Genomic DNA, 22,725 nt, shown 5'->3' on the forward strand with positions numbered 1-22,725 from the left:
ATCCGCCGCCCCCTCACTCCTTCGCCCCACCCTCCTCCGTCTCCAACGCCGCCCTGACGATGTTCCGGCTATGCGCGCCGAAATGCCCGATCAGCTCGATCAGTTGCGCGTTCAGCCCCGCATTGTCGTGGGCCTCGGGGCGTGGCTGGTTGCTCTCGCTGAAGTCCTGCGCGGCGGAGGCCGGGCGGGCGGCCAGCCATTCGCCGATGGCGGCGTCGAAGGCCGCGGCGTGGGCGTTCGACTCGGCGGCCACCACCTCGCGCAAGTAGGTCGGCGAATAGGCCGGATAGGCACCGTCGCGGCGGGTGTCGGCGTAGGCGTCGAGCATCGGCTGCGGGCGGCCGTCGCGGAGCAGTTGGCGCAGCCAGTCGAACTGGTATTTCTCCACCGCGGTATGGCGGTTCGCGACACGCTCGATGGCCGCCTGCTTTTCCTCCGGGTAGCCGAGCAATGCCTTGCCCTCCATCTGTAGCATCGCCGCCAGGCTGGCACCGGGCAGCGGCGTGGAGTGGTAGGGCTGGGTGATGTCCTGGATGTAGTGCATGCCCCAGCCAAGGAACCGGTAGCCCCAGTAGGGATGACCGTTGGCGAAGGCGAAGCGGGACAGGCCGAAGTACTGGTAGGCACGCCATTCCGGCCAGGCCCGGGCGAGGAACGGCGCGCCGCTGTAGATCACCGCCGCCTCGTGATAGAAGCCCATGTGGAACGGCGCCTGGGAGCTGAACTCGAAGCGCGGGTCGCCGAATGGCTGGGTGCCGAAGCCGTAGCGCTGGCCGGCTTCGCCGGGGTTGTCGCTGAACAGGTTGATGTCGTGGCCGTAGTCCGGTTCGTCGGCGGCGGTGGCCAGCACTGCCAGGGGCGCGACTCGCTCGCCGGGCTCCAGGCGGATGAAACGCCAGGCGGTCCACGGCGAGAGGTTCTGGAACACCAGCACCTCCTGTGGCTTGAGGTGCGGGCGCTGCGGCTGGTCCTGCCCGGGAAGCGGCTGGAGCGCCAGCGCCAGGCGGATCTCCGGGTTGACCCGCAGCGCCGCGAGGAACGCCTGACGCAAGTCGCCGGCCTCGCCCTCGGCAGCGAAGCGCAGGGCGTCCGGACGCGCCGGGTAGTTGCCGATATGCGCTCGGGCGTAGGCTTCCTGCTCGTCCAGCAGGGCGGCCAGTCCGCCGCGCTCGGCGGCGAGGAACGCCTCCAGCGGCTCCACCTCGACTTCCGGCGCCTCGCGGATGGCCGCCAGCTCGCGCAATGCCAGGTAGCTGCCCACCGTATGGTTGGACCAGGCCCACAGGCTCGGCGAGACGACCCACGCCCCCAGCAGCAGGCAACGCAACAGCAACTTCATCGGCTTTTCGCTCTTGTCTCGACTCGGTGCCGGCAAGCCTACCAATGCGGGACACCCAGGGCACTGTCCTGCCTGGACATCGGAACTCTCCGATAGCGCCATCGGACCAATGTCTATCCACGCCGGGCCGGCCCCATGACCGCCATCAATGGCGCCCAGGCGCCAGGCGGCTAGACTTTCCCGACATCAGGCACGCTGATACAAGGCACCCATCTGATGCTCCAGTCCGTTTCGCCCAAGCACGACCTGCCCCTCAAACCCGAAGGCCAAGCGGCCAAGCCAGAACGCACCGGCACCTGGGCGCCGTTCTCGATCCAGGCCTTCCGCATCATCTGGATCTGCAACCTGTTCGCCAACCTCGGCACCTGGGCCCAGTCGGTGGCCGCCGCCTGGGTGGTCACCGACGCCCACGCCAGCCCGCTGATGGTGGCGATGATCCAGGTCGCCGCGGCACTGCCGCTGGTGCTGCTGTCGATCCTCTCCGGGGTCATCGCCGACAACCACGACCGGCGCAAGATCATGCTCTGGGGGCTCAGCTTCGAGATGACCGGAGCGATGTTCGCCACCCTGCTGGCCTTCCTCGGCTACCTCGACCCGGTGCTGCTGATCATCTCCATCCTCTGGATCTCCCTCGGCGGCTCGGTGACCATCCCGGCCTGGCAGGCGGCGGTCAACGAGCAGGTGCCGGCGCGCATGGTCAGCGACGCGGTGCTGCTCAACAGCGTCAACTACAACGTCGCCCGCGCCGCCGGCCCGGCCCTCGGCGGCCTGCTGCTGAGCGCGGTGGGACCGGCCTGGGTGTTCCTGTTCAACAGCTTCTGCTACATGGCCCTGATCTGGGCGATCTGGCAGTGGCGGCGCGACGTGCCCAAGCGCAGCCTGCCGCCGGAAGGCATCCTCGAAGGCGTCACCGCGGCGCTGCGCTTCACCCAGTACTCAACCGTCACCCGCCTGGTGATGATGCGCTCCTTCGCCTTCGGCCTCTCCGCCAGCGCGGTCTGGGCCCTGCTGCCGCTGCTGGCGCACCGCAACCCGGACGGCGACGCGGCGATCTACGGCTACATGCTCGGCGCCCTCGGCCTCGGCGCGATCCTCGGCAGCACCCAGGTCTCGCGTCTGCGCCAGCGGATCGGCAGCAGCCGGCTGATCAGCCTGGCCGGCTTCACCCTGGCGCTGATCCTGCTGACCCTCGGCCTGGTGGACAACCTCTGGGTCCTGTTCCCGGTGCTGATCCTCGGTGGCGGCTGCTGGATCGGCGCCCTCGCCACCTACAACTCGGCGGTGCAGATCCTCGTCCCCGACTGGATCAAGGCGCGCGCCCTGGCGCTGTACCAGACCGCGCTGTACGGTGGCCTGGCGCTGGGTTCGTTCCTCTGGGGCCATCTCGCCGAGACCATGACCGTGCACGGCGCGCTGCTGGCCGCCGGCTGCCTGCTGCTGGCCTCGGTGATCCTCCTGTACAACTCGCGCCTGCCGGAAATGGACGCCGCCAGTATTTCCCGCGCGCCGGCGAGCATGCCCGGGCAGCCGAGCTTCGTCTTCAACACGCGGCGGGGCATGGTGCTGGTCTCCATCGAATACCGGATTCCCGCCGAGCGCACCCGCGACTTCGTTCGCGCCGCCCAGCCGCTGCGCCGCCTGCGCCTGCGCAACGGCGCGGAGCGCTGGTCGCTGTTCCGCGACGTGAGCAACCCGGAGGTCTGGCAGGAACTGTTCCTGGTGGACAACTGGATCCAGCACCTGCGCATGCTCGACCGCATGACCCTGGCCGACAAGATCGTCATCGACAACGTCACCGCCCTGCATGCCGGCGACGGTCCGCCGCAGATCCGCCATTGCGTGAGCTACGAGGCGAGCAGCTACGATACGCCGCTGGTGAAGAGTGCCACGCCGCCGGCCAACGACGAGGCGGGCGCGACGGCGGGGAGCTGAGAACGGGGCCAGGCAGTCCCCCGGGGCGGACAGCGCCAGCGGCGTTATCCGCCATCCAACGCCGGCGCGGCGGATAACCGCAAACGGTTATCCGCCCTCCGAAGCGGTCGGCGGCGCGCGATCACTCCGCCGTCGGCTTCTTGCGCTTGAGCGGCGCCATGCCGTCGGCGCTGACCACCGCCGACGGCCCGGCCTTCGGCCGCGCGGCGGGCTTGCGCTTGGCCGCGGGCTTGGCGGCGGCGCCCTTCCTGTCCTGCTTTTTCTTCTTGCTGCCGGCGGCCTTGCCCGACGCCTTGAGTTTCTTCGGCCCCTGGTAGGCGGCCTTCAGTTCCTTGATGTTGCGTCGTTCGAAGTTCTGCTTGAGGTAGCGTTCGACGCTCGACATCAGGTTCCAGTCGCCATGGCAGATCAGCGAGATCGCCAGGCCCTCGGCGCCGGCGCGACCGGTCCGGCCGATGCGGTGCACGTACTCGTCGCCGCTGCGCGGCATGTCGAAGTTGATCACCAGGTCCAGGCCTTCGACGTCCAGGCCGCGTGCGGCGACGTCGGTGGCGACGAGGATCTTCACCGCGCCCTGCTTCAGGCGCTCGATGGCCAGCTTGCGGTCCTTCTGGTCCTTCTCGCCATGCAGGACGAAGACCTTGTGCTGGTTGGCGATCAGCCGCCCGGTCAGGCGATCGGCGGAGACCCGGGTATTGGTGAAGACGATGGCCTTGGTGTAGGTCTCGTTGCTCAGCAGCCATTGCAGCAACTGTTCCTTGTGCGCCACGTCGTCGGCGGTGATGACCTGCTGGCGGACATTCTCGTTCAGCTCGCCGACCTGGTTCAGGCGCAGCACTTGCGGCTCGCGCAGCACCTCGGCGATCACCTTGTTCAACCCGGCGCCGCTGTGGGTGGCGGAGAACAGCAGGGTCTGGCGCTCGGCCGGGCAGGCATTGGCCAGGGCCAGCACGTCGTCGGCGAAGCCCATGTCGAGCATGCGGTCGGCCTCGTCCAGCACCAGCACCTCGATGTCCTGCAACGGCAGGTTGCCGGCGTTGCGCTGCTCGAGCAGGCGGCCGGGGGTGCCGATGATGATCTCCGGGTTCTTGCGCAGGCGCGCGCCCTGCACCTTGAAGTCCTCGCCGCCAGTGATCAGGCAGGCCTTGATGAAGGTGAACTGGGCGAAGCGCTCGACTTCCTTGAGGGTCTGCTGGGCCAGCTCGCGGGTCGGCAGGAGGATCAGCGCGCGCGCCAGGGAGCGCGGCTTGTCCTCGGCCAGCAGGCGGTGCAGCAGCGGCAGCAGGAAGGCCGCGGTCTTGCCGCTGCCGGTCTGCGCCGTGACCCGCAGGTCGTGCCCCTCCAGCGCCTTGGGAATGGCCGCGGCCTGGACCGGCGTCGGCTCGCTGAAGGACAGGCTTTCCAGTGCCTTCAGCAGGCGTTCGTGGAGGGGAAATTGGCTGAACAAGGGAAACCTCGGCATTGCACGTGAAAATGGACAGGTGCATAGCCTAACGGTTGCCGCGCCGGCGCGCAGGCTTTATTCGCGCGGCGCGACGGCCAGCGCCGGCGTCGCAATCGGCTCGACGCCGGGTCGCCGCCAGGCAAGCACGGCGCGGGCGGCGATCGCAGACTCGTTCGACGCCCGCCGCCCAGAGGAACCAGGTCATGCCCGACGCGCCCGCATCCGCCGCCGAACGCCTCGAACGGCTGCCGCTGAGTCCGTATCACCGACTGGTCTTCGTGATCATCGCGCTGGCGTTCTTCTTCGACTCGATGGACCTGGCGATGATGACCTTCCTGCTCGGCTCGATCAAAGCCGAGTTCGGGCTCGACTCGGCGCAGGCCGGGCTGCTGGCCAGCTCGAGCTTCTTCGGCATGGTGATCGGCGCGGCCCTGTCGGGCATGCTCGCCGACCGCTTCGGGCGCAAGCCGGTATTCCAGGCCAGCATCGTGCTCTGGGGCCTGGCCAGCTACCTGTGCTCCACCGCCGGCGACCTCGACAGCCTGACCTTCTACCGGGTATTGCTGGGGATCGGCATGGGGATGGAGTTTCCCATCGCCCAGTCGCTGCTGTCGGAGATGATCCCGGCCAGCCGCCGCGGCAAGTACATTGCGCTGATGGACGGCTTCTGGCCGCTGGGCTTCGTCGCTGCCGGCTGCCTGTCCTACTTCCTGCTGCCGCTGACCGGCTGGCGCAGCATTTTCCTGGTGCTGGCGCTGCCGGCGGTGTTCGTCCTCGCCATCCGCTTCCTGATTCCCGAGTCGCCGCGCTGGCTGGAGCAGGCCGGCCGGCGCGAACAGGCGGACCGGGTATTGCGCGACATAGAAACACGGGTGATGCGTTCGCTGGGCCTGTCCGAACTGCCGCCGCCGCTGCGCCAGCCGCAGCGGGAACGCAGCCGTCCGGGCTTCTTCAGCGCCTTCGCCGAACTCTGGTCGCCAGCCTACCGGCGCCGCACCCTGACCGTCTGGGGCCTGTGGTTCTTCGCCCTGCTCGGTTTCTACGGCCTGACCTCCTGGCTCAGCACGCTGCTCCAGCAATCCGGCTTCGCCGTCACCCAGTCGGTGTACTACACGGTGCTGATTTCGCTGGCCGGGATACCCGGCTTCCTCTGCGCGGCCTGGCTGGTGGAAAGCTGGGGCCGCAAGCCGAGCTGCGTGCTGATGCTCCTCGGCGGCGGCGCGATGGCCTACGCCTACGGCCAGACCGCGGTGTTCGGCGGCAGCCTGGCACTGCTGATCGGCTTCGGCCTGGCCATGCAGTTCTTCCTGTTCGGCATGTGGGCGGTGCTCTACACCTATACCCCGGAACTCTATCCGACCTCCGCGCGCGCCACCGGCTCGGGCTTCGCCTCGGCGGTCGGGCGGATCGGCTCGCTGCTCGGCCCGCTGGTCACCGGGCTGGTCCTGCCGCTCACCGGCCAGGGCGGGGTGTTCACCCTCGGCGCCCTCTGTTTCGGCGTCGCCGCCCTGGTGGTCTGGGCCTTCGGCATCGAGACCCGCGGGCGCACCCTGGAGGAGCTTGCCGGCTGAGCCCGCGCGTCGGCGGAAAACCTTTGTAGACACGTCGGGGATGCGATCCGGCGCCCGATGGGGCACTCTTGGTTCCTTTGTGCGTTCCCGGCCCCCGCGTCGGGATGTCCGTTCAACCGCGGGGCCGGCCCGTCCCCCCCGCCCGCAACAAAGGAAGTCGCCTGTCCATGGACTCCACATCCCTTCTCGACCAGCTCTCCGGGTACTGGTCGGCGCTCGACCAACACCCTATCCTGCACGCCGGCCTGGCCTTCGGCCTGCTGCTGGTGGGCGCCCTGATCCTCGGCCGGGTGGCCCGCTACATCGTCCTCTACGCCGCCAACCTGCTCGCCCGCCAGCCCGCGCTGCACTGGCTCGGCGACCTGATCCGCAACAAGGTGTTCCAGCGCCTGGCGCAGACCACGCCCTCGCTGCTGGTGCAATTCGGCCTGCCATGGATCCCGGAGATGCCGGACAAGGCCGCGCACTTCCTCGGCAACCTGGCACTGGCCTTCACCGTGCTGTTCCTGATCCTCGCCCTCACCGCGCTGCTGAATGCCCTGCTGGACATCTACGCGCGTACCGAGCACGCCCGCACCCGCTCGATCAAGGGCTACGTGCAACTGGCGAAGATCGCCGTGTTCGTGTTCGGCGCGATCATCATCGTCTCGATCATCATCGACCGCTCGCCGCTCCTGCTGCTGTCCGGCCTCGGCGCGATGTCGGCGGTCCTCCTGCTGGTCTACAAGGACACCCTGATGTCCTTCGTCGCCAGCGTGCAGCTCACCAGCAACGACATGCTGCGAGTCGGCGACTGGATCGAGATGCCGCAGGTCGGCGCCGACGGCGACGTGGTGGACATCACCCTGTACACCGTGAAGGTGCAGAACTTCGACAAGACCATCGTCTCGGTGCCGACCTGGCGCCTGATGTCGGAGTCGTTCAAGAACTGGCGCGGCATGCAGCAGTCCGGCGGACGGCGGATCAAGCGGGCGATCTACGTCGACTCCAGCCAGGTGCGTTTCCTCGACGAGAAGGAAGAGCGGCGCCTGAGCCAGGTGCGCCTGCTCACCGAATACATGGCCCGCAAGCAGACCGAGTTGCAGGAGTGGAATGCCGCCAACGGCGGGGTCGCCCCGCTGGCCGCCAACCGCCGCCGGCTGACCAACATCGGTACGTTCCGCGCCTACGCCCTCGCCTACCTGCAGAACCATCCGGACATCCATCCGCACATGACCTGCATGGTCCGCCAGTTGCAGCCGACCGCCCAGGGCATCCCGCTGGAGATATACTGCTTCACCCGCACCACCGCCTGGGTCGACTACGAGCGCATCCAGGGCGACGTGTTCGACTACCTGCTGGCGGTGATGCCGGAGTTCGGCCTCGGCGCCTACCAGCAACCCAGCGGCCAGGACCTGCGCCAGGGACTGCAGGGCATGCTCGAAGGGCGTGACGCCGAGGCCCGTTCGTTCGAGGCGTTGGCCGCACCGAGCCGCAGCGACGAAGCCACTGTCTGAAGCGAGGGGAGCGCCGTCCATGAAACCGCACCTGATCTACTACGTCGCCACCAGCCTGGACGGCTTCATCGCCCGTCCCGACGGTAGCGTCGACTGGCTCGACCGTTTCGCCGAGGGCGGCAACGACCATGGCTACAACGGCTTCTACCAGGGCATCGACGGGCTGCTGATGGGCCGCGGCACCTACGATATCGTGCGCGGCTTCGGCGACTGGCCGTATCCGGGCAAGCCCTGCCAGGTGCTCACCCGCAATCCCCGGGAGAGCGCGGTGGAAGGCGTCGAGTTGCGCCATGGCACGCCCCAGGAAGGCCTCGCACGCCTCGGCGAACAGGGCTGCCGGCGGGTCTGGCTGGCCGGCGGCGGCAGCCTCGCCGGTAGTTGCCTGGCGGCCGGGCTGCTCGACGAGGTGATCGTCAGCGTCATTCCGCAGCTGCTCGGCGCCGGCATCCCGCTGTTCGCCGGCGGCCGCGAGCGGCGCCTGCAACTGCTGGAACAACATGGCTACAACAGCGGCATCGTACAGATGCGCTACCAGGTGATCGCCGAGGACGACCCGCAATGACCGACAACCTGCTGAGCATTTCCGCCGCCTGCCTGTTCGACGACCAGGGCAACCTGTTGCTGGTGCGCAAGCGCGGCACCCAGGCCTTCATGCTCCCGGGCGGCAAGCGCGAGCCGGGCGAAACGCCCCTCGCCGCGCTACAGCGCGAACTGCTGGAGGAACTGCGCCTGCCGATGGGCGCCTCGACCTTCGAGCACCTCGGCAGCTTCCAGGCCCCGGCGGCCAACGAGGCGAACACCCGCGTCGATGCCGATATCTACGTCGCCCGCTTGCCCCACGCCGTCTGTGCGCAGGCGGAGCTGGAGGAACTGGCCTGGCTGGTCCCCGGCCAAGCGCAGCCGGACAATCTCGCGCCGCTGCTGCGCGATCATGTCCTGCCGGCCCTGGCGCGGCGCGCGGCGGAAAACCCGGAAACCCAGGCCGAACACCGGACGCGCCCCGATCATGTGCGCTAGCGCTAGCGCTACCGTCAACGAAAAAGGCCACCTCGTGGCCTTTTCGCGTTCTCGCACCGATCGCGCGGAATATCGGCGGTTAACGCCTCTCCCCCGTGCGCAGCCTGCGGCTGAGCCTCAGAACGAAGTCCGGCGGTAGGCACGGTAGCGCGGGAACCAGAAGTTCGCCTCGATGGCGTCGTTCAGTACCTCGTCGCTGGTATGCAGGGCCTTGCCCTCGGCCTGGGCCTGCTTGGCCACGGCGACGGCGATGCGCTTGCTGACCTCGCGGATGTCGCCCAGCGCCGGCAACACGGCGCCCTCGCCCTGGGTAACGATCGGCGAGCAGTTGGCCAGGGCGTTGGCCGCGGCCATCAGCATGCCTTCGGTGACCCGGTTGGCCCGCGCGGCGATCACCCCCAGGCCGATGCCGGGGAAGATATAGGCGTTGTTGCACTGGGCGATGGGAATCCGCTTGTCGCCCACCTGCACCGGTTGGAACGGGCTACCGGTGGCGACCAGCGCCTGGCCGTCGGTCCAGTTGAGGATTTCCTGCGGAGTCGCCTCGACCCGCGAGGTCGGGTTGGACAGCGGCATCACCAGCGGCTGCTTGCAATGGCTGTGCAGCTCACGGATGACCTCTTCGGAAAACAGCCCGCGCTGCCCGGAGACGCCGATCAGCACCGTCGGCCGGGCATTGCGGATCACTTCCAGCAACGCCAGGTCGTCGCCCTGCTGGCCGCCCCAGGCACCGAGATCGGCGCGTTTCTGCGCCAGGCGGTGCTGGAAGTCGAGCAGGTTGCTCATGTCGTCGGTGAGCAGGCCCCAGCGGTCGACCATGAAGATGCGCCGACGCGCCTGGGCCTCGTCCAGGCCCTCCAGTTGCATGGCGGCGATGATCTGTTCGGCGATGCCGCAACCGGCGGAGCCGGCGCCGACGAAGGTCACGGTCTGCTCGCTGAGCTTCTCGCCCTTGGCCTTGCAAGCCGCCAGCAGGGTGCCCACGGCCACCGCGGCGGTGCCCTGGATGTCGTCGTTGAAGCAGCACAGCTCGTCCTTGTAGCGCTCCAGCAACGGCATGGCATTGGTCTGGGCGAAGTCCTCGAATTGCAGCAGGACGTTGGGCCAGCGGCGCTTGATCGCCTGGATGAACAGGTCGACGAACTCCTCGTACTGCGCCCCGCTCACCCGCTCGTGGCGCCAGCCCATGTACATCGGGTCGTTGAGCAGGTCCGGGTTGTTGGTGCCTACGTCCAGCACCACCGGCAGGGTGTAGGCCGGGCTGATACCGCCGCAGGCGGTGTACAGGGACAGCTTGCCGATCGGGATGCCCATCCCGCCGATGCCCTGGTCGCCCAGGCCGAGGATCCGCTCGCTGTCGGTGACCACCACGATCTTCACGTTGTTCTTGGTGGCGCTGCGCAGGATGTCGTCGATCCGCTCGCGGTCCGGGTAGGAGATGAACAGGCCGCGGTGGGTCCGGTAGATCTTCGAGAACTCCTGGCAGGCCTGGCCGACCGTGGGGGTGTAGATGATCGGCATCATTTCTTCCAGGTGCTCCTCGAGCAGGCGGAAGAACAGGGTCTCGTTGTTGTCCTGGATCGAGCGCAGGAAGATGTGGCGGTCCAGATCGGTGTTGCACAGGTTGTACTGGCTGTAGGCGCGCTCGGTCTGCTCCTCGATGGTCTCGATGTTGTGCGGCAGCAGGCCCTGCAGGTTGAAATCGATGCGTTCCTGGGTACTGAACGCGCTGCCTTTGTTCAGCAGCGGCATCTCCAGCAGCGATGGGCCGGCATGGGGAACGTACAAGGGACGCTTGGCTGTTTCGGTCATATCTGGACTCGCTTCTACGGGCTTCACTCGGGTACGGGGAACACGAACATACCCCCGGCGCAGAGGCTTTCCAAGGCCACGGCGAACAACAGGTCATTGCCGGACCCGCAAGTATCGCCACTTGCACGGCGAAACCGGCGCGTCACATCCGGAACCGATCATTCGACGAATGGTCAGAAGGCCGGCGTCAAAATAGGTCACAATAGCCGCCGCTTTCGTAGGGGAATACGCTGGGAACGCCGATGAGTCCCCGATTTTCCTTCGTGAAGCCCGTTATCGCCGGGACAACCTGAATGCATCCAGGCCCGGAAGCAGTTGGCCGTTTCGTTTGACGGCCTGGTCGGAAGAGTCAGGAGGGCTCGTTCCGGTCACCCAGAAGACACTCCGATGAACAGAGAGTAACCACGAACCAGCGGAAGCCTGGACCGTTATTCACGCACGCGAAGACATGCCGAAATGCGTTCACCCTTTTTGACATGCCTGTCTGTAGGCTTCGCGGCCCTTCTGGCCGCCCTCTCGACGCCCAGCCTGGCTTCCAACCAGGTCACCCACACCTTCAAGCCGTCGAAGAATTCCACCCTGTCGCCCAGCCGGGTCGTCAGCACCCGCCAGTCCGCCAACCGCTCGGTGGTCGCGGCCGCCGCTTCCGAAGTCACCGACCGCGCCTTCAGCATGATCGGCACCCCCTACCGCTGGGGCGGCACCACGCCGAAGAAAGGCTTCGATTGCAGCGGCCTGGTCAACTATGTGTTCCAGGACGTCGATGACGTCGACCTGCCGCGGACCGCCCGCGCCATCTACAACATGGACAACAACAAGGTCTCCCGCGGCAAGCTGCAACCGGGCGACCTGGTGTTCTTCCGGATCCGCAGCCGCAGCGTCGACCACGTCGGCATCTACGTCGGCAACGACCGCTTCGTGCACGCGCCGCGGCGCGGCAAGAAGGTCCGCGTCTCCGACCTCAACAGCAGCTACTGGAAACGCCACTACCTGGCCGGCAAGCGCATCCTGCCGACCACCCTCGCCCAGGTCGAAAGCACCCGCAAGCGCTGATTCCGGCGCCTGCGGCTCGCTCAGATGCCCCGCCGCGCCTGTTTCCTCAGCAGGCGCGCGCTGTCCCAGCCGGTCAACAGCACCGCCAGCCAGATCGGCGCGTAGGTCCATAGCTGCTCGGGACGGAACGCCTCGCCGAGGAACAGTACCGCCACCAGGAACAGCAGCACCGGTTCGACGTAGCTGAGAATCCCGAACAGCCCCATCGGCAGCAGCCGGCTGGAAGCCATCATCGCGCCGAAGGCCAGCGCGCTGATCAGCCCCAGCATCGGCAGCAGCAGCCACAGGCGCGGCGCCTCGCGGAAGGCCTGGCTCTCGTCGCCCAGCCAGTACAGCGCGGCCAACGCCAGCGGCAGCAGGAAGAGCATCTCGAAGACGAACCCGGACAGCGCGTCCACGCCCATCCTGCGCCGCAGCATGAAGTACGGGGGATAGCCCAGCGCGGTGACCAGGGAGACCCAGGAGAACGCGCGGGTCAGCCAGAACTCGTGGAGCACCCCGGCCAGCGCGCAGGCCACGGCGATAGCCTGCAGCGGCGTCAGGCGCTCGCCGTAGAACACCCGCCCCACCAGCACCATCGCCAGCGGCAGGAGGAAGTAGCCCAGCGACAGTTCAAGGGTTTTCCCGGCCAACGGCGCCCAGATGAAGATGCCCCATTGCAGCAGCATCATCGCCGCGGTCAGCGGGAAGCAGGCCAGCAGCCAGGGCTCGGCGAACAGCCGGCGCCAGGCAGCGCGCAGGGTCGGCCACTGGCGGGTGGCGACGACCAGCAGGAATACCATCGGGATCGACCAGACCACCCGATGCGCCACCACCTGCAGGCTGTCCAGCGGCTCCAGCAGGTGGACGTAGCCCGGCAGGGTAACGAACAGCACCGAGGCGGCCAGCGACAGCAGCACGCCCTGTCCGGAAATCCTCATGCACGCACCTCGCGCCGGCCGAGCCGGTTGACCCACAGCGAAGCGACGATCACCGCGCCGCCCAGGGCCAGGCGCGGCAGGTCGGCGTGCTGGTTCCAGATCAGCAGGTTGAGCAGCAACCCGACCGGCACGTGCAGGTTGTTCATCACCGCCAGGGTACCGGCGTCCACCTCGGTGGCGCCCTTGTTCCACCAGAACTGGCCGAGGGCGGTGGCCAGCAGCCCCATCCATACCAGTACGCCCCATTGCAGCTCGCCGGCCGGCAGGCGCTGCGGATCGCCGAACAGCAGCCAGGCAGGCAACGCCACCAGCAGCGCGCCAACGAAGAAATAACCGAAGCGCTGGCGCTGCGGCAGCTCGGACGGGTACTTGCGCACCAGGCGCTTGTACAGCACCTGGCCGGCGGCGAAGGTGGCGTTGGCCAGTTGCAGCAGCAGGAAGCCCTGGAGGAACTCGCCGGTGATCCCGTCGTAGCGGATGATCGCCGCGCCCAGCACCGCCACCAGCGCGGCGGCCAGGGCCCAGAAGTTGAAGCGGCGGTTGAGCAGGTCGTCGAACAGGGCCACGTGGACCGGCGTCAGCACGGTGAACAGCAGCACCTCGGGCACCGTCAGCACGTTGAAGCTCAGGTACAGGCAGACGTAGGTGATGCCGAACTGCAGCGCGCCGACCAGCATCACCCCGCCGACGAAACGCGGTTCGACGCCGCGCCAGCGGGTCAGCGGGAGAAACACCAGGCCAGCGAGAAGGACCCGGGTAAGCACGGCGAAGTAGCTGTCGACCTGGCCGGCGAGGTACTCGCCGATCAGGTTGAAGGAGAACGCCCAGAGGACGGTGACGAACAGTAGATAACGCATGGACCAGGCACCAGGATGGGGCGCCGACCATAACGTTTTTGCCGCCGCCAAGGAAGGCCGCGCGGGCCCGCGGCCACCCTCGCCGGCCCTGTATTACTTGCCGTGCGCGGTGGGCCAGCGGTATTCGAGCCAGTGCTCCATGCGCTGGCGCAACAAGCCGCTCTGCTCGGCGATGTGCAGCCACTGGTCGACGTAGCGCTTGAAGGCCTCGTCGCGCGGCAGCAGGTAGGCCTTCTCGGCGAAGTCGAAGGGTTGCTGCGGATGCACGGCGCAGAGTTCCGGGTGCAGACGCGACTGCAGGCGGGCCTCGATGGCGTCGGTCATCATCAGGTCGGCCTTGCCGTCGACGATCTGCTGGAAGATCGTCACGTTGTCCGGATGCACCAGGATCCGGGCCTTCTTCAGGTTCGCCCGGGCGAACTTCTCGTTGGTGCCGCCGGGGTTGACGATGGCCGTCACGCCCGGCTGGTCGATCTGCTCCAGGGTCTGGAAACGCGCTTCTTCGCTACAGAGGGTGATCGGCGTCTTGCCGTCGCGCAGGTAGGGAATCGAGAAATACGCCTGGCGCTGGCGCTCCAGGTTGATCGAGATGCCGCTCATGGCGATGTCGAAGCGGTCGTCGGCGAAATCGCGCATCAGGTTCGGCCAACTGGTCGGCACCACTACCAGCTTGGCCCCCAGGCTCTCGGCCAGGCGCTGCGCCATGTCCACGTCGAAACCGGCGTAACCGCCCTCTTCCGTGCGGTAGCTGAAGGGCTTGTAGTCGCCAGTGGTGGCGACGCGCAGCACGCCGCTTTCGAGGATGCGGTCGAGGCGGCTCTCCTGCGCCTGGAGGCTGGCGCTGGCCAGCAGCGCAAGGCAGGCCAGGGCCTGGACGAGATGGCGGAATGACTTCGGCATGGCGACTCCTCGGGATGGCGGACCGCAGAGAGACTACGCAAGTCGGCAGCCGCGGCCAAATCCCGGAATGCAGGGGAACGCCCGATGACGCCGGGGCGCGGGCCGAGCATGCGGCAGGAGAAGCGGAAAAAAGTGCGCGAAATGGCTGACGACCTCACACCGCCATCGACAGCGGTACGCCCTGCAGCCATTCCGGGTGGTAGCGCAGCAGCATCTCCAGGCCGCGCTCCTGGTAGGCCGGGAAGCTGATCGCGACCAGCGTCTCGCCCTTGACCTTCTGCGGCGGGCCGAGGCGCTGGAGGATCACGCCGTTGCGAACGAAATAGCGCTCCATGGCCGTGGTGGTCACCGCCACCACCGAACTGGCGCCCAGGTACCAGGCGCATTGCAGGCTGGACCAGAATATCTTCATCGCCAGTTGCGGATCGTCCGCCGCGCTGGCGGCGTAGCGCGAAAGCTCCCATACCGACGGATCGCTGGGCGGGGTTTCGCTGCACAGGTAGGCGAAGACTTCCTTGAGCAGGTAGGCGTCGGTCGTCGGCAACAGGCGGGCACAACCGCAGATACCCTGGCGGCCCATGGCGACGATGTAGCGGGTTTGCGGATGGTCGAACTGGTCGAACTCCTGGTCGCGGACCCTGGAGGTGGAGACCACGTCCCAGCCCAGCTTCTCGATGAAGACCTGATGCCGGTAGCGTCCCAGCTCGGCGATCATGGCGGCGGAAAGCCCTTCCAGCGATTCAGAGAGCAATTCGATCATGACCAAGTCCCCGTGTCGTGCCGGCCGAGAAAAAAAGGCGGCATCCCTACCCTGATACTCCTGGGCCCTCTCAGTCGGAGGACATACCAGCACACACATGAGGGGGAAGACTAAAGGAGGATGAACGGCAGGCAACCTGCCAGATCTGGTAGGGCGCGCCAGCCGGCGCGCCCTAAGCATCAGATGAGGCCCAGCGCCGCGGCGTAGGCGGCAGCCAGCGTCTTGTTCGGCGCGTCGAACTTCTTCTGGATGTTCTTGTGGTGGAAGTTCACCGTGCTCTCGGAAATGCTCAGGATGATGGCGATTTCCCCGGAGCTCTTGCCGTCGGCGGTCCATTGCAGGATCTCGCGTTCGCGATGGCTCAGGCAGACCGGGTTGGACATCAGCATCGGATGCTCCAGGTCGGTCAGCTTCTGGGTCAGCAACTCGATCATGCAACGCAGCCGCAGGCGTATTTCCTCGCGCTCGAAGCTGGAGATGTTCTGCTGGTCGCGCGCCACGGAAAGCACGCTGAGCAAATTGTTCGGCGCGCGGATCGGCAGGGTCGCGCCGACACAGAGGCCCCAATCGCGAGCCTCGTTCCAGAGCATCCGGCTCTGGTCGAACAGGCTGTCGCTCCAGACCACCATTTCCGAGGAGCGCAGGCCGTTGAGGATCGCCGGATCCACGGCCCCGTAGTTCTGCATCTGGTATCGCTCCAGCCAGGCCTTGGGATAGGTGCCATGGACCTCGGTCTTCGGCCGGGTGAAGGGAATCGTATGGCGCACGCCATAGGCGTAGTAATCGAAGCCCAGGCGCCGCACTTCCTTTTCCAGGACGGCGAACACGCCCTGGCTGTCGTGGATCGGCTGCATCTCGCTACGCAAACCGTCCCACCACAGCAAAAAGCCTCCGTCATTCCTCATTGCAGTAAGCCCTGATCGATAAAATGCATCACAGCAGAATTGGCCCGGGGTATGACGCTGTCAAGCGCGCAGCCTTGCCGATACGGCAAAATCATGGCAACCCTATCTGTTATGCCAGCACCGTTCAGGACGCAGCCTTCAGCCATCGCGCATCCCCCTCCCTATGACAACGTTCGACCACCTGGGCCGCTTTACCGCAAGCGATACTGTGCGGTTGTGACAATTCCATGAAACGCCGACAGGCCGCCGCCATGGCCGGGTCCTCGAGCAAGCGCCACAGCGCCCCGCGCAACTCCTGCTCGCGCAACGGCACGCCCAGGCGCATCCCGCAGCCGAGCCGGACCAGCCGTTCGGCATTGTCGAACTGGTCGTGGGCGCAGGGCAGCAGCACCTGCGGCACCCCCGCCGCCAAGGCCAGGCTCATGGCGCCGATACCGCCCGGATGGACCAGCCCGGCGCACGATGGCAGCAAGGCTCCCAGTGGCGCGTAGGCGCGCTGCAGCACGTGGTTCGGCAAGCCGCGCAGCGGTTCCTGGCCGGCGCCGGTGAGGAAGATCCCACGCGCGCCGAGGCGTTCCAGCGCGCGCAGGGCCATGGCGTAGAAGTCGCCCTGCAGGTGTTCGGTCGAGCCCTGGGTGAACACCAGCGGCCGGCTGCCCTGATCGAGAAAGCGTTGCAGTTCGTCGTCGAGCGGGGTCCCCGGGATACTGCCGTCGAACAGCGGGAAGCCGGTCATGTGCAGGGGTTGCGGCCAATCCTGCTGGGGCGGCGCGAACCAGGCCGGGAACAGGCAGACCACGCCCTGCGGCGAATGCATCCATTGGGTGAAGATGCGCTTCACCGGCGTCTCCAGGCCGACCTTGCGGCGCACCGCGTTGATCTCCGGCGCGCAGGTGCGATCCAGCTTGAAGCGCTCGATGCAGCGCCAGAGCAGCTTGCGCATCGCCAGCGGCATCTGCTCGGGCACGTTGAACTTGGGGTGTACCGGCGGCAGGTGCGCCGACAACAAGGTCGATGGCGAGACCTGCGCGGACAGGTAGGGAATCCCGTACTTCTCGTGAGCGATGCGTGCGCCCAGCGCCCAGAGCGAGCCGACCACCACGATGTCGTCATGGCGCTGCGCCGAGACGTACTCGTAGACCGGCTCGATCATCCCGGCGATGGCTTGCCAGAGCACGCCGAAGGACGTCTTGGGGTCCCACAGGCGCGGATCGCCCATGGTCCGGCGGTAGGTCAGTTCGTCGCTCAGCGGGACGAACGCGATGCCGTGCTGCTCCACCGCGTCGCGAAACACCGGGATGGTGCAGAGGCTCACGCGGTGCCCGCGCAATTTCAGGGTCCGGGCCAAGCCGATGAAGGGAAATACGTCGCCGGCCGAGCCGATGGCGATGAGGATGGCGTGCATGGGGCTACTCCGTGCGTTATGCAACCGCAAAGCCCGGCCAGGCCGGGTCTTCGCAGGTCAAGGGTTCAGGCGTAGCCGATGGCCATCTCGTGGAATCCCGCCGCGCGTTCCGCCCGCTGCGGCTCCGGTTGCTTCAGCAGGTGCTCGAGCAGGGCGCGGTGCACGCGTACCGCGGCCAGCTTGGACTCCAGGTCGAGGAAATGCCCGGTGCCCTCCACCCGCGAGAAACTGCAGTGCGGCAGGTAGTCGCGGAACTGGCGGGCGTCCTCGGCGGTGGTGTATTCGTCCCAGCTGCCGTTGATGAAATGCACGTGGCTCTGGATCCGCTCCAGGCAAGCCAGGTAGCCCCGATCGTTGAGCGCCAGCACCTGGTCGATGTGAAAGCGCGCCTGCTCGTATTCGCCGGTGGCCAGCGAAGCCATGTGCTGATGGTTGCTGGCTTTCAGGCGCGGCGGCAGGTATTTGCCGACGGTCTCGTTGAGCAGATGGCCGATCGCCGACTTGTCGTCCAGCTCGATCAGCGCCTGCGCCCGCCCGACGTAGTCGAGCATCGCCTGGTTCAGTCCAGGGGCGAATGCCATCACCACCGAGCTGCGGATGCCGCGCGGATTGCGCGACAGCGCCAGCAGCGTGGAGATACCGCCCCACGACGCGGAGACCAGGTGATTGACCTCGAAGCGCTCGATCAGCGCCAGGAGGATTTCCACCTCGTCGTCCTTGGTGATCAACCCGCGCTGCGGGTTGTGCTGACGCGACTGCCCGGCGAAGGGCAGGTCGAACAGCACCACGTTGAAATGTTCGGCCAGGCACTTGCAGGTCCGGGCGAACGAGGCGGTGGTCGCCATCGCGCCGTTGACCAGCATCACCGTGCTGCGCCCGGGATCCTGCCCAACGCGCTCGACATGTACCCGCAGGCCCTTGCAAACCGATACCAACAGACTTTCGCGCCGCATTTCACACCTCCCAAAAATTTTCGAACAGGCAAACAGCTATCGCTGCCACGGGTATCCCGGCATTACGTAGAGTTCGTTCTTATTGTTCGAACGGCAGACAAGTAACTCAGCGGCCATCCGCGCGGACCAGCCACGGCGGATGCGTACCCCTTCAGGCGAGGGGCTTGTGTGGGTCTTGCAGATCGGCCTGCGCAAACGATTGGCGTCCGTGTTCACGCGTAGCCGATGAACACTTTTTAGCCAATTCGAAAGCTAACGGTAACTGCCAGATTTCACAGGACGGGCGGCCGCCTGCGCATAAGCCCCTGCCCGCCCGCGATAAGGCGTGCCAGAGCGGCCGGCGGGGAACAGCGAGGGGTTGGCGGAAAAGGCATGAAAAAACCGGGCGCCAGGCCCGGTTTCCGGTGTCGAAACGCTCTGGCGTCAGGCTTTTGGCAGGGTCACGCCGCGCTGGCCCTGGTATTTGCCGCCACGGTCCTTATAGGACACTTCGCAGGCCTCGTCGGATTGCAGGAAGAGCATCTGCGCCACGCCTTCATTGGCGTAGATCTTCGCCGGCAGGTTGGTGGTATTGGAGAACTCGAGGGTCACATGGCCTTCCCACTCCGGCTCCAGCGGGGTGACGTTGACGATGATGCCGCAACGCGCGTAGGTGCTCTTGCCCAGGCAGATGGTCAGGACGTCGCGCGGGATGCGGAAGTACTCGACGGTGCGCGCCAGGGCGAAGGAGTTCGGCGGGATGATGCAGACGTCGCTGTTGATGTCGACGAAGCTTTTCTCGTCGAAGTTCTTCGGATCGACCACCGCCGAATGGATGTTGGTGAACACCTTGAATTCGGCGGCGCAGCGCACGTCGTAGCCGTAGCTGGACACCCCGTAGGAAATCACCCGGCTGTCGTCCGCGCCGCGCACCTGGCGCTCGACGAACGGCTCGATCATGCCGTGCTCCTGAGCCATGCGGCGAATCCACTTGTCCGATTTGATGGTCATGGAGGGTGTCCTGTCGAAAGCTGCGAAAAATGATCGCGAATCTTACCGGGGCCGCCGCCCCAGGGCAAAGGCAGCCGTCGCCGACGGCTGCCCGATCGCCTCAGTCGTCGCTGATGCTGATGTTCGGCAGGCCGACGCTGGCCCGCTCGCTGAGAACGATGCGCGCGCCGACATGGCGGGCGATTTCCTGGTAGAGCATCGCCAGTTGGCTTTCCGGGTCGGCGATCACCGTCGGCCGGCCGCTGTCGGCCTGGGTGCGGATGGCGATCGACAGCGGCATGGACGCCAGCAGCTCGACGCCGAACTGCGCCGCCAGCTTCTCGCCGCCGCCCTCGCCGAACAGGTGCTCGGCATGGCCGCAGTTGGAGCAGATGTGCACCGCCATGTTCTCCACCACGCCGAGCACCGGGATGTTCACCTTGCGGAACATCTCCACGCCCTTCTTCGCGTCGAGCAGCGCCAGGTCCTGCGGGGTGGTGACGATCACCGCGCCGGCCACCGGCACCTTCTGCGCCAGGGTCAGCTGGATGTCGCCGGTGCCCGGCGGCATGTCCACCACCAGGTAGTCGAGGTTGTCCCAGGCGGTCTGGGTGATCAGTTGGATCAGGGCACCGGAGACCATCGGCCCGCGCCAGACCACCGGCGTGCTGTCGTCGGTGAGGAAGGCCATCGACATCACCTGCACCCCGTGCGCCTCCAGGGGCTCGAACCACTTCTGCTCACGGACCTTCGGCCGGGTGCCTTCCGGCAGGCCGAACATGATGCCCTGGCTGGGTCCGTAGATGTCCGCGTCGAGGATGCCCACCCGCGCACCCTCGCGGGCCAAGGCCAGGGCCAGGTTGGCGGCGGTGGTGGACTTGCCGACGCCGCCCTTGCCGGAAGCCACCGCGACGATGTTCTTCACGTTGCCCATCACCTCGACCTGCGGCTGTGCCTTGTGCGGCTGGATCACGCAGTCGACCCGGACCTCGGCGCGAGCGACGCCGTCGAGCGCCTCCAGGGCCATTTGCAGGGTTTGCGCCAGGCCGTTTCTGAACAGCCCGGCGGCGTACCCCAGTTCCAGGCGCACCCGCACGCGGTCGCCCTGGATCTCCACCTCGCGCAGGCAGCCGGCGCTGACGGGGTCCTGGTTCAGATAGGGGTCCTGGTACTGGCGGAGGGTGGCTTCCACCGTTTGGCGAGTGATAGCGGACATGGGGGATTTCCTGAGGGTTAAGCGGGGAATCGATGCCGGTCATCCTACCCGAGTGGCGCGCGGATGAAAAAAAACCGCCGCTTCTTTATAGTGACCGATCCGTTTAGCTCTCAGCCGATAAGCCGAACCCATGTCCGAACCACGCAAGATCCTCGTTACCAGCGCCCTCCCCTACGCCAACGGTTCCATTCACCTGGGACACATGCTGGAGTACATCCAGACGGACATGTGGGTGCGCTTCCAGAAGATGCGTGGCAACCAGGCCGTCTACGTCTGCGCCGACGACGCCCACGGTTCGGCGATCATGCTCCGCGCCGAGCGCGAGGGCATCACCTCCGAGCAACTGATCGACGCCGTGCGCGCCGAGCACATGGGCGACTTCGCCGACTTCCTGGTGGACTTCGACAACTACCACTCGACCCACTCGGAAGAGAACCGCGAGCTGTCCAGCGCGATCTACCTGAAACTGCGCGACGCCGGGCACATCGACACCCGCCCGGTGACCCAGTACTTCGACCCGGAAAAGCAGATGTTCCTCGCCGACCGCTTCATCAAGGGCACCTGCCCGAAGTGCGGCACCGCCGACCAGTACGGCGACAACTGCGAGGCCTGCGGCGCGACCTACGCCCCGACCGAACTGAAGGACCCGAAATCGGCGATCTCCGGCGCCACCCCGGTGCTCAAGGAATCGCTGCACTACTTCTTCAAGCTGCCGGACTTCGAGGCCATGCTCAAGCAATGGACCCGCAGCGGCGCCCTTCAGGAGTCGGTGGCCAACAAGCTCGCCGAATGGCTGGACAGCGGCCTCCAGCAGTGGGACATCTCGCGTGACGCGCCGTACTTCGGCTTCGAGATTCCCGACGCTCCCGGCAAGTACTTCTACGTCTGGCTGGACGCGCCGATCGGCTACATGGCCAGCTTCAAGAACCTCTGCGCGCGGCGTCCCGAGCTGGACTTCGACGCGTTCTGGGGCAAGGACTCCAGCGCCGAGCTGTACCACTTCATCGGCAAGGACATCGTCAACTTCCACGCGCTGTTCTGGCCGGCCATGCTCGAAGGCGCCGGCTACCGCAAGCCGACCGCGCTGAACGTGCACGGCTACCTGACCGTGAACGGCCAGAAGATGTCCAAGTCGCGCGGCACCTTCGTCAAGGCGCGCACCTACCTCGACCACCTGGACCCGGAATACCTGCGCTACTACTACGCGTCCAAGCTCGGCCGCGGCGTCGAGGACCTCGACCTGAACCTCGAGGACTTCGTGCAGAAGGTCAACTCCGACCTGGTCGGCAAGGTCGTCAACATCGCCAGCCGCTGCGCCGGCTTCATCCACAAGGGCAACGCCGGCGTGCTGGTCGGCGCCGATCCGGCGCCGGAGCTGCTCGCCGCCTTCCGCGAGGCCGCACCGGGCATCGCCGAGGCCTATGAGGCCCGCGACTTCAATCGCGCCATGCGCGAGATCATGGCCCTCGCCGACCGCGCCAACGCCTGGATCGCCGAACAGGCGCCCTGGGCGCTGGCCAAGCAGGAAGGCCAGCAGGACAAGGTCCAGGCCGTCTGCGGCCTGGGCATCAACCTGTTCCGCCAGTTGGTGATCTTCCTCAAGCCGGTGCTGCCGAAGCTGGCCGCCGCCGCCGAAGCCTTCCTCAACGTCGCCCCGCTGACCTGGGCCGACCACCAGACCCTGCTGGCCAACCACCAGTTGAACCCGTTCCAGCCCCTGATGACCCGTATCGAGCCCGCGAAAGTAGAAGCCATGATCGAAGCCTCCAAGGAAGACCTCGCCGCCGCATCCCAACCCGCCGGCAACGGCGAGCTGGTCAAGGAACCCATCGCCGCGGAGATCGACTTCGACGCTTTCGCCGCGGTCGACCTGCGCATCGCCCTGATCGAGAAGTGCGAATTCGTCGAAGGCGCCGACAAGCTGCTGCGCCTGTCGCTGGACATCGGCGACGCGAAGCGTAACGTGTTCTCCGGGATCAAGAGCGCATATCCCGACCCGAGTGCCCTGGAAGGCCGCCTGACGCTCTATGTGGCCAACCTGGCGCCGCGCAAGATGAAGTTCGGGGTGTCCGAGGGCATGGTCCTGGCCGCCGGCCCGGGTGGCCAGGAGATCTACCTGCTGAGTCCGGACAGCGGCGCCAAGCCGGGCCAGCGCGTCAAGTAACGCAGACCACGA

General features: G+C 66.7%; 19 protein-coding genes. 7 read left to right on the forward strand and 12 right to left on the reverse strand.

From position 1 onward, the window contains the following. Positions 1-13: 13 nt before the first annotated feature. Positions 14-1,339, reverse strand: coding sequence for a phospholipase (locus ACTJJX_RS11435; protein ID WP_003117534.1), 1,326 nt, complete (start codon positions 1,337-1,339; stop codon positions 14-16). A gap of 216 nt (positions 1,340-1,555) precedes the next feature. On the opposite strand from ACTJJX_RS11435, the gene ACTJJX_RS11440 reads away from it, so the two are divergent. Next, positions 1,556-3,271, forward strand: a complete 1,716-nt coding sequence (locus ACTJJX_RS11440; protein WP_003103747.1) for an MFS transporter — start codon at positions 1,556-1,558, stop codon at positions 3,269-3,271. A gap of 121 nt (positions 3,272-3,392) precedes the next feature. Here the strand turns inward: ACTJJX_RS11440 and ACTJJX_RS11445 are convergent, their stop codons facing one another. After that, the gene (locus tag ACTJJX_RS11445; RefSeq protein ID WP_016852586.1) at positions 3,393-4,733 is read right to left on the reverse strand and encodes a DEAD/DEAH box helicase; all 1,341 of its coding nucleotides are present in this window, start codon (positions 4,731-4,733) and stop codon (positions 3,393-3,395) included. Between the two features lie 185 nt (positions 4,734-4,918). Between ACTJJX_RS11445 and ACTJJX_RS11450 the strand changes: the two genes are divergently transcribed. From ACTJJX_RS11450 to ACTJJX_RS11465, 4 genes are all read left to right on the forward strand, one after another. Next, entirely contained in the window at positions 4,919-6,286 is a 1,368-nt protein-coding gene (locus ACTJJX_RS11450; protein WP_016852585.1) for an MFS transporter, read from the forward strand. Between the two features lie 167 nt (positions 6,287-6,453). Then, on the forward strand, positions 6,454-7,782 hold the full coding sequence (locus ACTJJX_RS11455) for a mechanosensitive ion channel family protein (RefSeq protein ID WP_003103754.1): 1,329 nt from the start codon (positions 6,454-6,456) through the stop codon (positions 7,780-7,782). 19 nt (positions 7,783-7,801) lie between these two features. Continuing rightward, positions 7,802-8,344, forward strand: coding sequence for a dihydrofolate reductase family protein (locus tag ACTJJX_RS11460; RefSeq protein ID WP_003119560.1), 543 nt, complete (start codon positions 7,802-7,804; stop codon positions 8,342-8,344). Beyond that, positions 8,341-8,799 (forward strand): NUDIX hydrolase, encoded by a 459-nt coding sequence (locus ACTJJX_RS11465; RefSeq protein ID WP_003113894.1) that lies wholly within the window; start codon positions 8,341-8,343, stop codon positions 8,797-8,799. The genes ACTJJX_RS11460 and ACTJJX_RS11465 overlap by 4 nt, the downstream gene beginning before the upstream one ends. Before the next feature lie 117 nt (positions 8,800-8,916). Here ACTJJX_RS11465 and ACTJJX_RS11470 read toward each other — a convergent pair whose 3' ends face one another. Then, a complete protein-coding gene (locus tag ACTJJX_RS11470; RefSeq protein ID WP_003103761.1) occupies positions 8,917-10,611 on the reverse strand; it encodes an NAD-dependent malic enzyme in 1,695 nt (564 codons plus the stop codon). Positions 10,612-11,067: 456 nt separating this feature from the next. Here ACTJJX_RS11470 and ACTJJX_RS11475 point away from each other — a divergent pair, with 456 nt between their 5' ends. Beyond that, entirely contained in the window at positions 11,068-11,664 is a 597-nt protein-coding gene (locus tag ACTJJX_RS11475; RefSeq protein ID WP_003103763.1) for a C40 family peptidase, read from the forward strand. 20 nt (positions 11,665-11,684) lie between these two features. On the opposite strand, the gene rarD is transcribed toward ACTJJX_RS11475, so the two are convergent. The 9 genes from rarD to apbC form a co-directional block, all read right to left on the reverse strand. Continuing rightward, the gene (gene rarD / locus ACTJJX_RS11480) at positions 11,685-12,584 is read right to left on the reverse strand and encodes an EamA family transporter RarD (protein WP_003091995.1); all 900 of its coding nucleotides are present in this window, start codon (positions 12,582-12,584) and stop codon (positions 11,685-11,687) included. Beyond that, positions 12,581-13,441 (reverse strand): carboxylate/amino acid/amine transporter, encoded by an 861-nt coding sequence (locus ACTJJX_RS11485; protein WP_003092000.1) that lies wholly within the window; start codon positions 13,439-13,441, stop codon positions 12,581-12,583. The genes rarD and ACTJJX_RS11485 overlap by 4 nt, the downstream gene beginning before the upstream one ends. A 93-nt stretch (positions 13,442-13,534) precedes the next feature. Beyond that, positions 13,535-14,341 (reverse strand): cyclohexadienyl dehydratase, encoded by an 807-nt coding sequence (gene pheC, locus ACTJJX_RS11490; protein WP_003092003.1) that lies wholly within the window; start codon positions 14,339-14,341, stop codon positions 13,535-13,537. Positions 14,342-14,495: 154 nt separating this feature from the next. Next, a complete protein-coding gene (gene rhlI, locus ACTJJX_RS11495; RefSeq protein WP_003111059.1) occupies positions 14,496-15,101 on the reverse strand; it encodes an acyl-homoserine-lactone synthase RhlI in 606 nt (201 codons plus the stop codon). A 179-nt stretch (positions 15,102-15,280) separates the two neighbouring features. Continuing rightward, positions 15,281-16,006, reverse strand: a complete 726-nt coding sequence (gene rhlR, locus ACTJJX_RS11500; protein WP_003119559.1) for a quorum sensing system transcriptional regulator RhlR — start codon at positions 16,004-16,006, stop codon at positions 15,281-15,283. A gap of 124 nt (positions 16,007-16,130) precedes the next feature. Next, positions 16,131-17,411 carry a glycosyltransferase gene (locus ACTJJX_RS11505; protein WP_003092007.1) on the reverse strand — a complete coding sequence of 427 codons (1,281 nt, stop codon included), beginning with the start codon at positions 17,409-17,411 and terminating at the stop codon, positions 16,131-16,133. Between the two features lie 65 nt (positions 17,412-17,476). Continuing rightward, positions 17,477-18,364: a 3-(3-hydroxydecanoyloxy)decanoate synthase gene (gene rhlA, locus ACTJJX_RS11510; protein ID WP_003092013.1), complete on the reverse strand. Its 888-nt coding sequence runs from the start codon at positions 18,362-18,364 to the stop codon at positions 17,477-17,479. 423 nt (positions 18,365-18,787) lie between these two features. Continuing rightward, entirely contained in the window at positions 18,788-19,354 is a 567-nt protein-coding gene (dcd, locus tag ACTJJX_RS11515; protein WP_003092017.1) for a dCTP deaminase, read from the reverse strand. Between the two features lie 100 nt (positions 19,355-19,454). Continuing rightward, positions 19,455-20,549, reverse strand: coding sequence for an iron-sulfur cluster carrier protein ApbC (apbC, locus tag ACTJJX_RS11520; protein WP_003092020.1), 1,095 nt, complete (start codon positions 20,547-20,549; stop codon positions 19,455-19,457). Positions 20,550-20,679: 130 nt separating this feature from the next. Between apbC and metG the strand changes: the two genes are divergently transcribed. After that, positions 20,680-22,713 carry a methionine--tRNA ligase gene (gene metG, locus ACTJJX_RS11525; protein WP_003163410.1) on the forward strand — a complete coding sequence of 678 codons (2,034 nt, stop codon included), beginning with the start codon at positions 20,680-20,682 and terminating at the stop codon, positions 22,711-22,713. Positions 22,714-22,725 lie beyond the last annotated feature (12 nt).

The organism is Pseudomonas sp. 22490 (genome assembly GCF_052044465.1).
Classification (GTDB): Bacteria; Pseudomonadota; Gammaproteobacteria; order Pseudomonadales; family Pseudomonadaceae; genus Pseudomonas; species Pseudomonas aeruginosa.

Excerpts from the sequence above, each read along its gene's own strand:
- ACTJJX_RS11435 (WP_003117534.1), bottom strand. The coding sequence starts at position 1,339 with ATGAAGTTGCTGTTGCGTTGCCTGCTGCTGGGGGCGTGGGTCGTCTCG.
- ACTJJX_RS11440 (WP_003103747.1), top strand. The coding sequence starts at position 1,556 with ATGCTCCAGTCCGTTTCGCCCAAGCACGACCTGCCCCTCAAACCCGAA.
- ACTJJX_RS11445 (WP_016852586.1), bottom strand. The coding sequence starts at position 4,733 with ATGCCGAGGTTTCCCTTGTTCAGCCAATTTCCCCTCCACGAACGCCTG.
- ACTJJX_RS11450 (WP_016852585.1), top strand. The coding sequence starts at position 4,919 with ATGCCCGACGCGCCCGCATCCGCCGCCGAACGCCTCGAACGGCTGCCG.
- ACTJJX_RS11455 (WP_003103754.1), top strand. The coding sequence starts at position 6,454 with ATGGACTCCACATCCCTTCTCGACCAGCTCTCCGGGTACTGGTCGGCG.
- ACTJJX_RS11460 (WP_003119560.1), top strand. The coding sequence starts at position 7,802 with ATGAAACCGCACCTGATCTACTACGTCGCCACCAGCCTGGACGGCTTC.
- ACTJJX_RS11465 (WP_003113894.1), top strand. The coding sequence starts at position 8,341 with ATGACCGACAACCTGCTGAGCATTTCCGCCGCCTGCCTGTTCGACGAC.
- ACTJJX_RS11470 (WP_003103761.1), bottom strand. The coding sequence starts at position 10,611 with ATGACCGAAACAGCCAAGCGTCCCTTGTACGTTCCCCATGCCGGCCCA.
- ACTJJX_RS11475 (WP_003103763.1), top strand. The coding sequence starts at position 11,068 with ATGCGTTCACCCTTTTTGACATGCCTGTCTGTAGGCTTCGCGGCCCTT.
- rarD (WP_003091995.1), bottom strand. The coding sequence starts at position 12,584 with ATGAGGATTTCCGGACAGGGCGTGCTGCTGTCGCTGGCCGCCTCGGTG.
- ACTJJX_RS11485 (WP_003092000.1), bottom strand. The coding sequence starts at position 13,441 with ATGCGTTATCTACTGTTCGTCACCGTCCTCTGGGCGTTCTCCTTCAAC.
- pheC (WP_003092003.1), bottom strand. The coding sequence starts at position 14,341 with ATGCCGAAGTCATTCCGCCATCTCGTCCAGGCCCTGGCCTGCCTTGCG.
- rhlI (WP_003111059.1), bottom strand. The coding sequence starts at position 15,101 with ATGATCGAATTGCTCTCTGAATCGCTGGAAGGGCTTTCCGCCGCCATG.
- rhlR (WP_003119559.1), bottom strand. The coding sequence starts at position 16,006 with ATGAGGAATGACGGAGGCTTTTTGCTGTGGTGGGACGGTTTGCGTAGC.
- ACTJJX_RS11505 (WP_003092007.1), bottom strand. The coding sequence starts at position 17,411 with ATGCACGCCATCCTCATCGCCATCGGCTCGGCCGGCGACGTATTTCCC.
- rhlA (WP_003092013.1), bottom strand. The coding sequence starts at position 18,364 with ATGCGGCGCGAAAGTCTGTTGGTATCGGTTTGCAAGGGCCTGCGGGTA.
- dcd (WP_003092017.1), bottom strand. The coding sequence starts at position 19,354 with ATGACCATCAAATCGGACAAGTGGATTCGCCGCATGGCTCAGGAGCAC.
- apbC (WP_003092020.1), bottom strand. The coding sequence starts at position 20,549 with ATGTCCGCTATCACTCGCCAAACGGTGGAAGCCACCCTCCGCCAGTAC.
- metG (WP_003163410.1), top strand. The coding sequence starts at position 20,680 with ATGTCCGAACCACGCAAGATCCTCGTTACCAGCGCCCTCCCCTACGCC.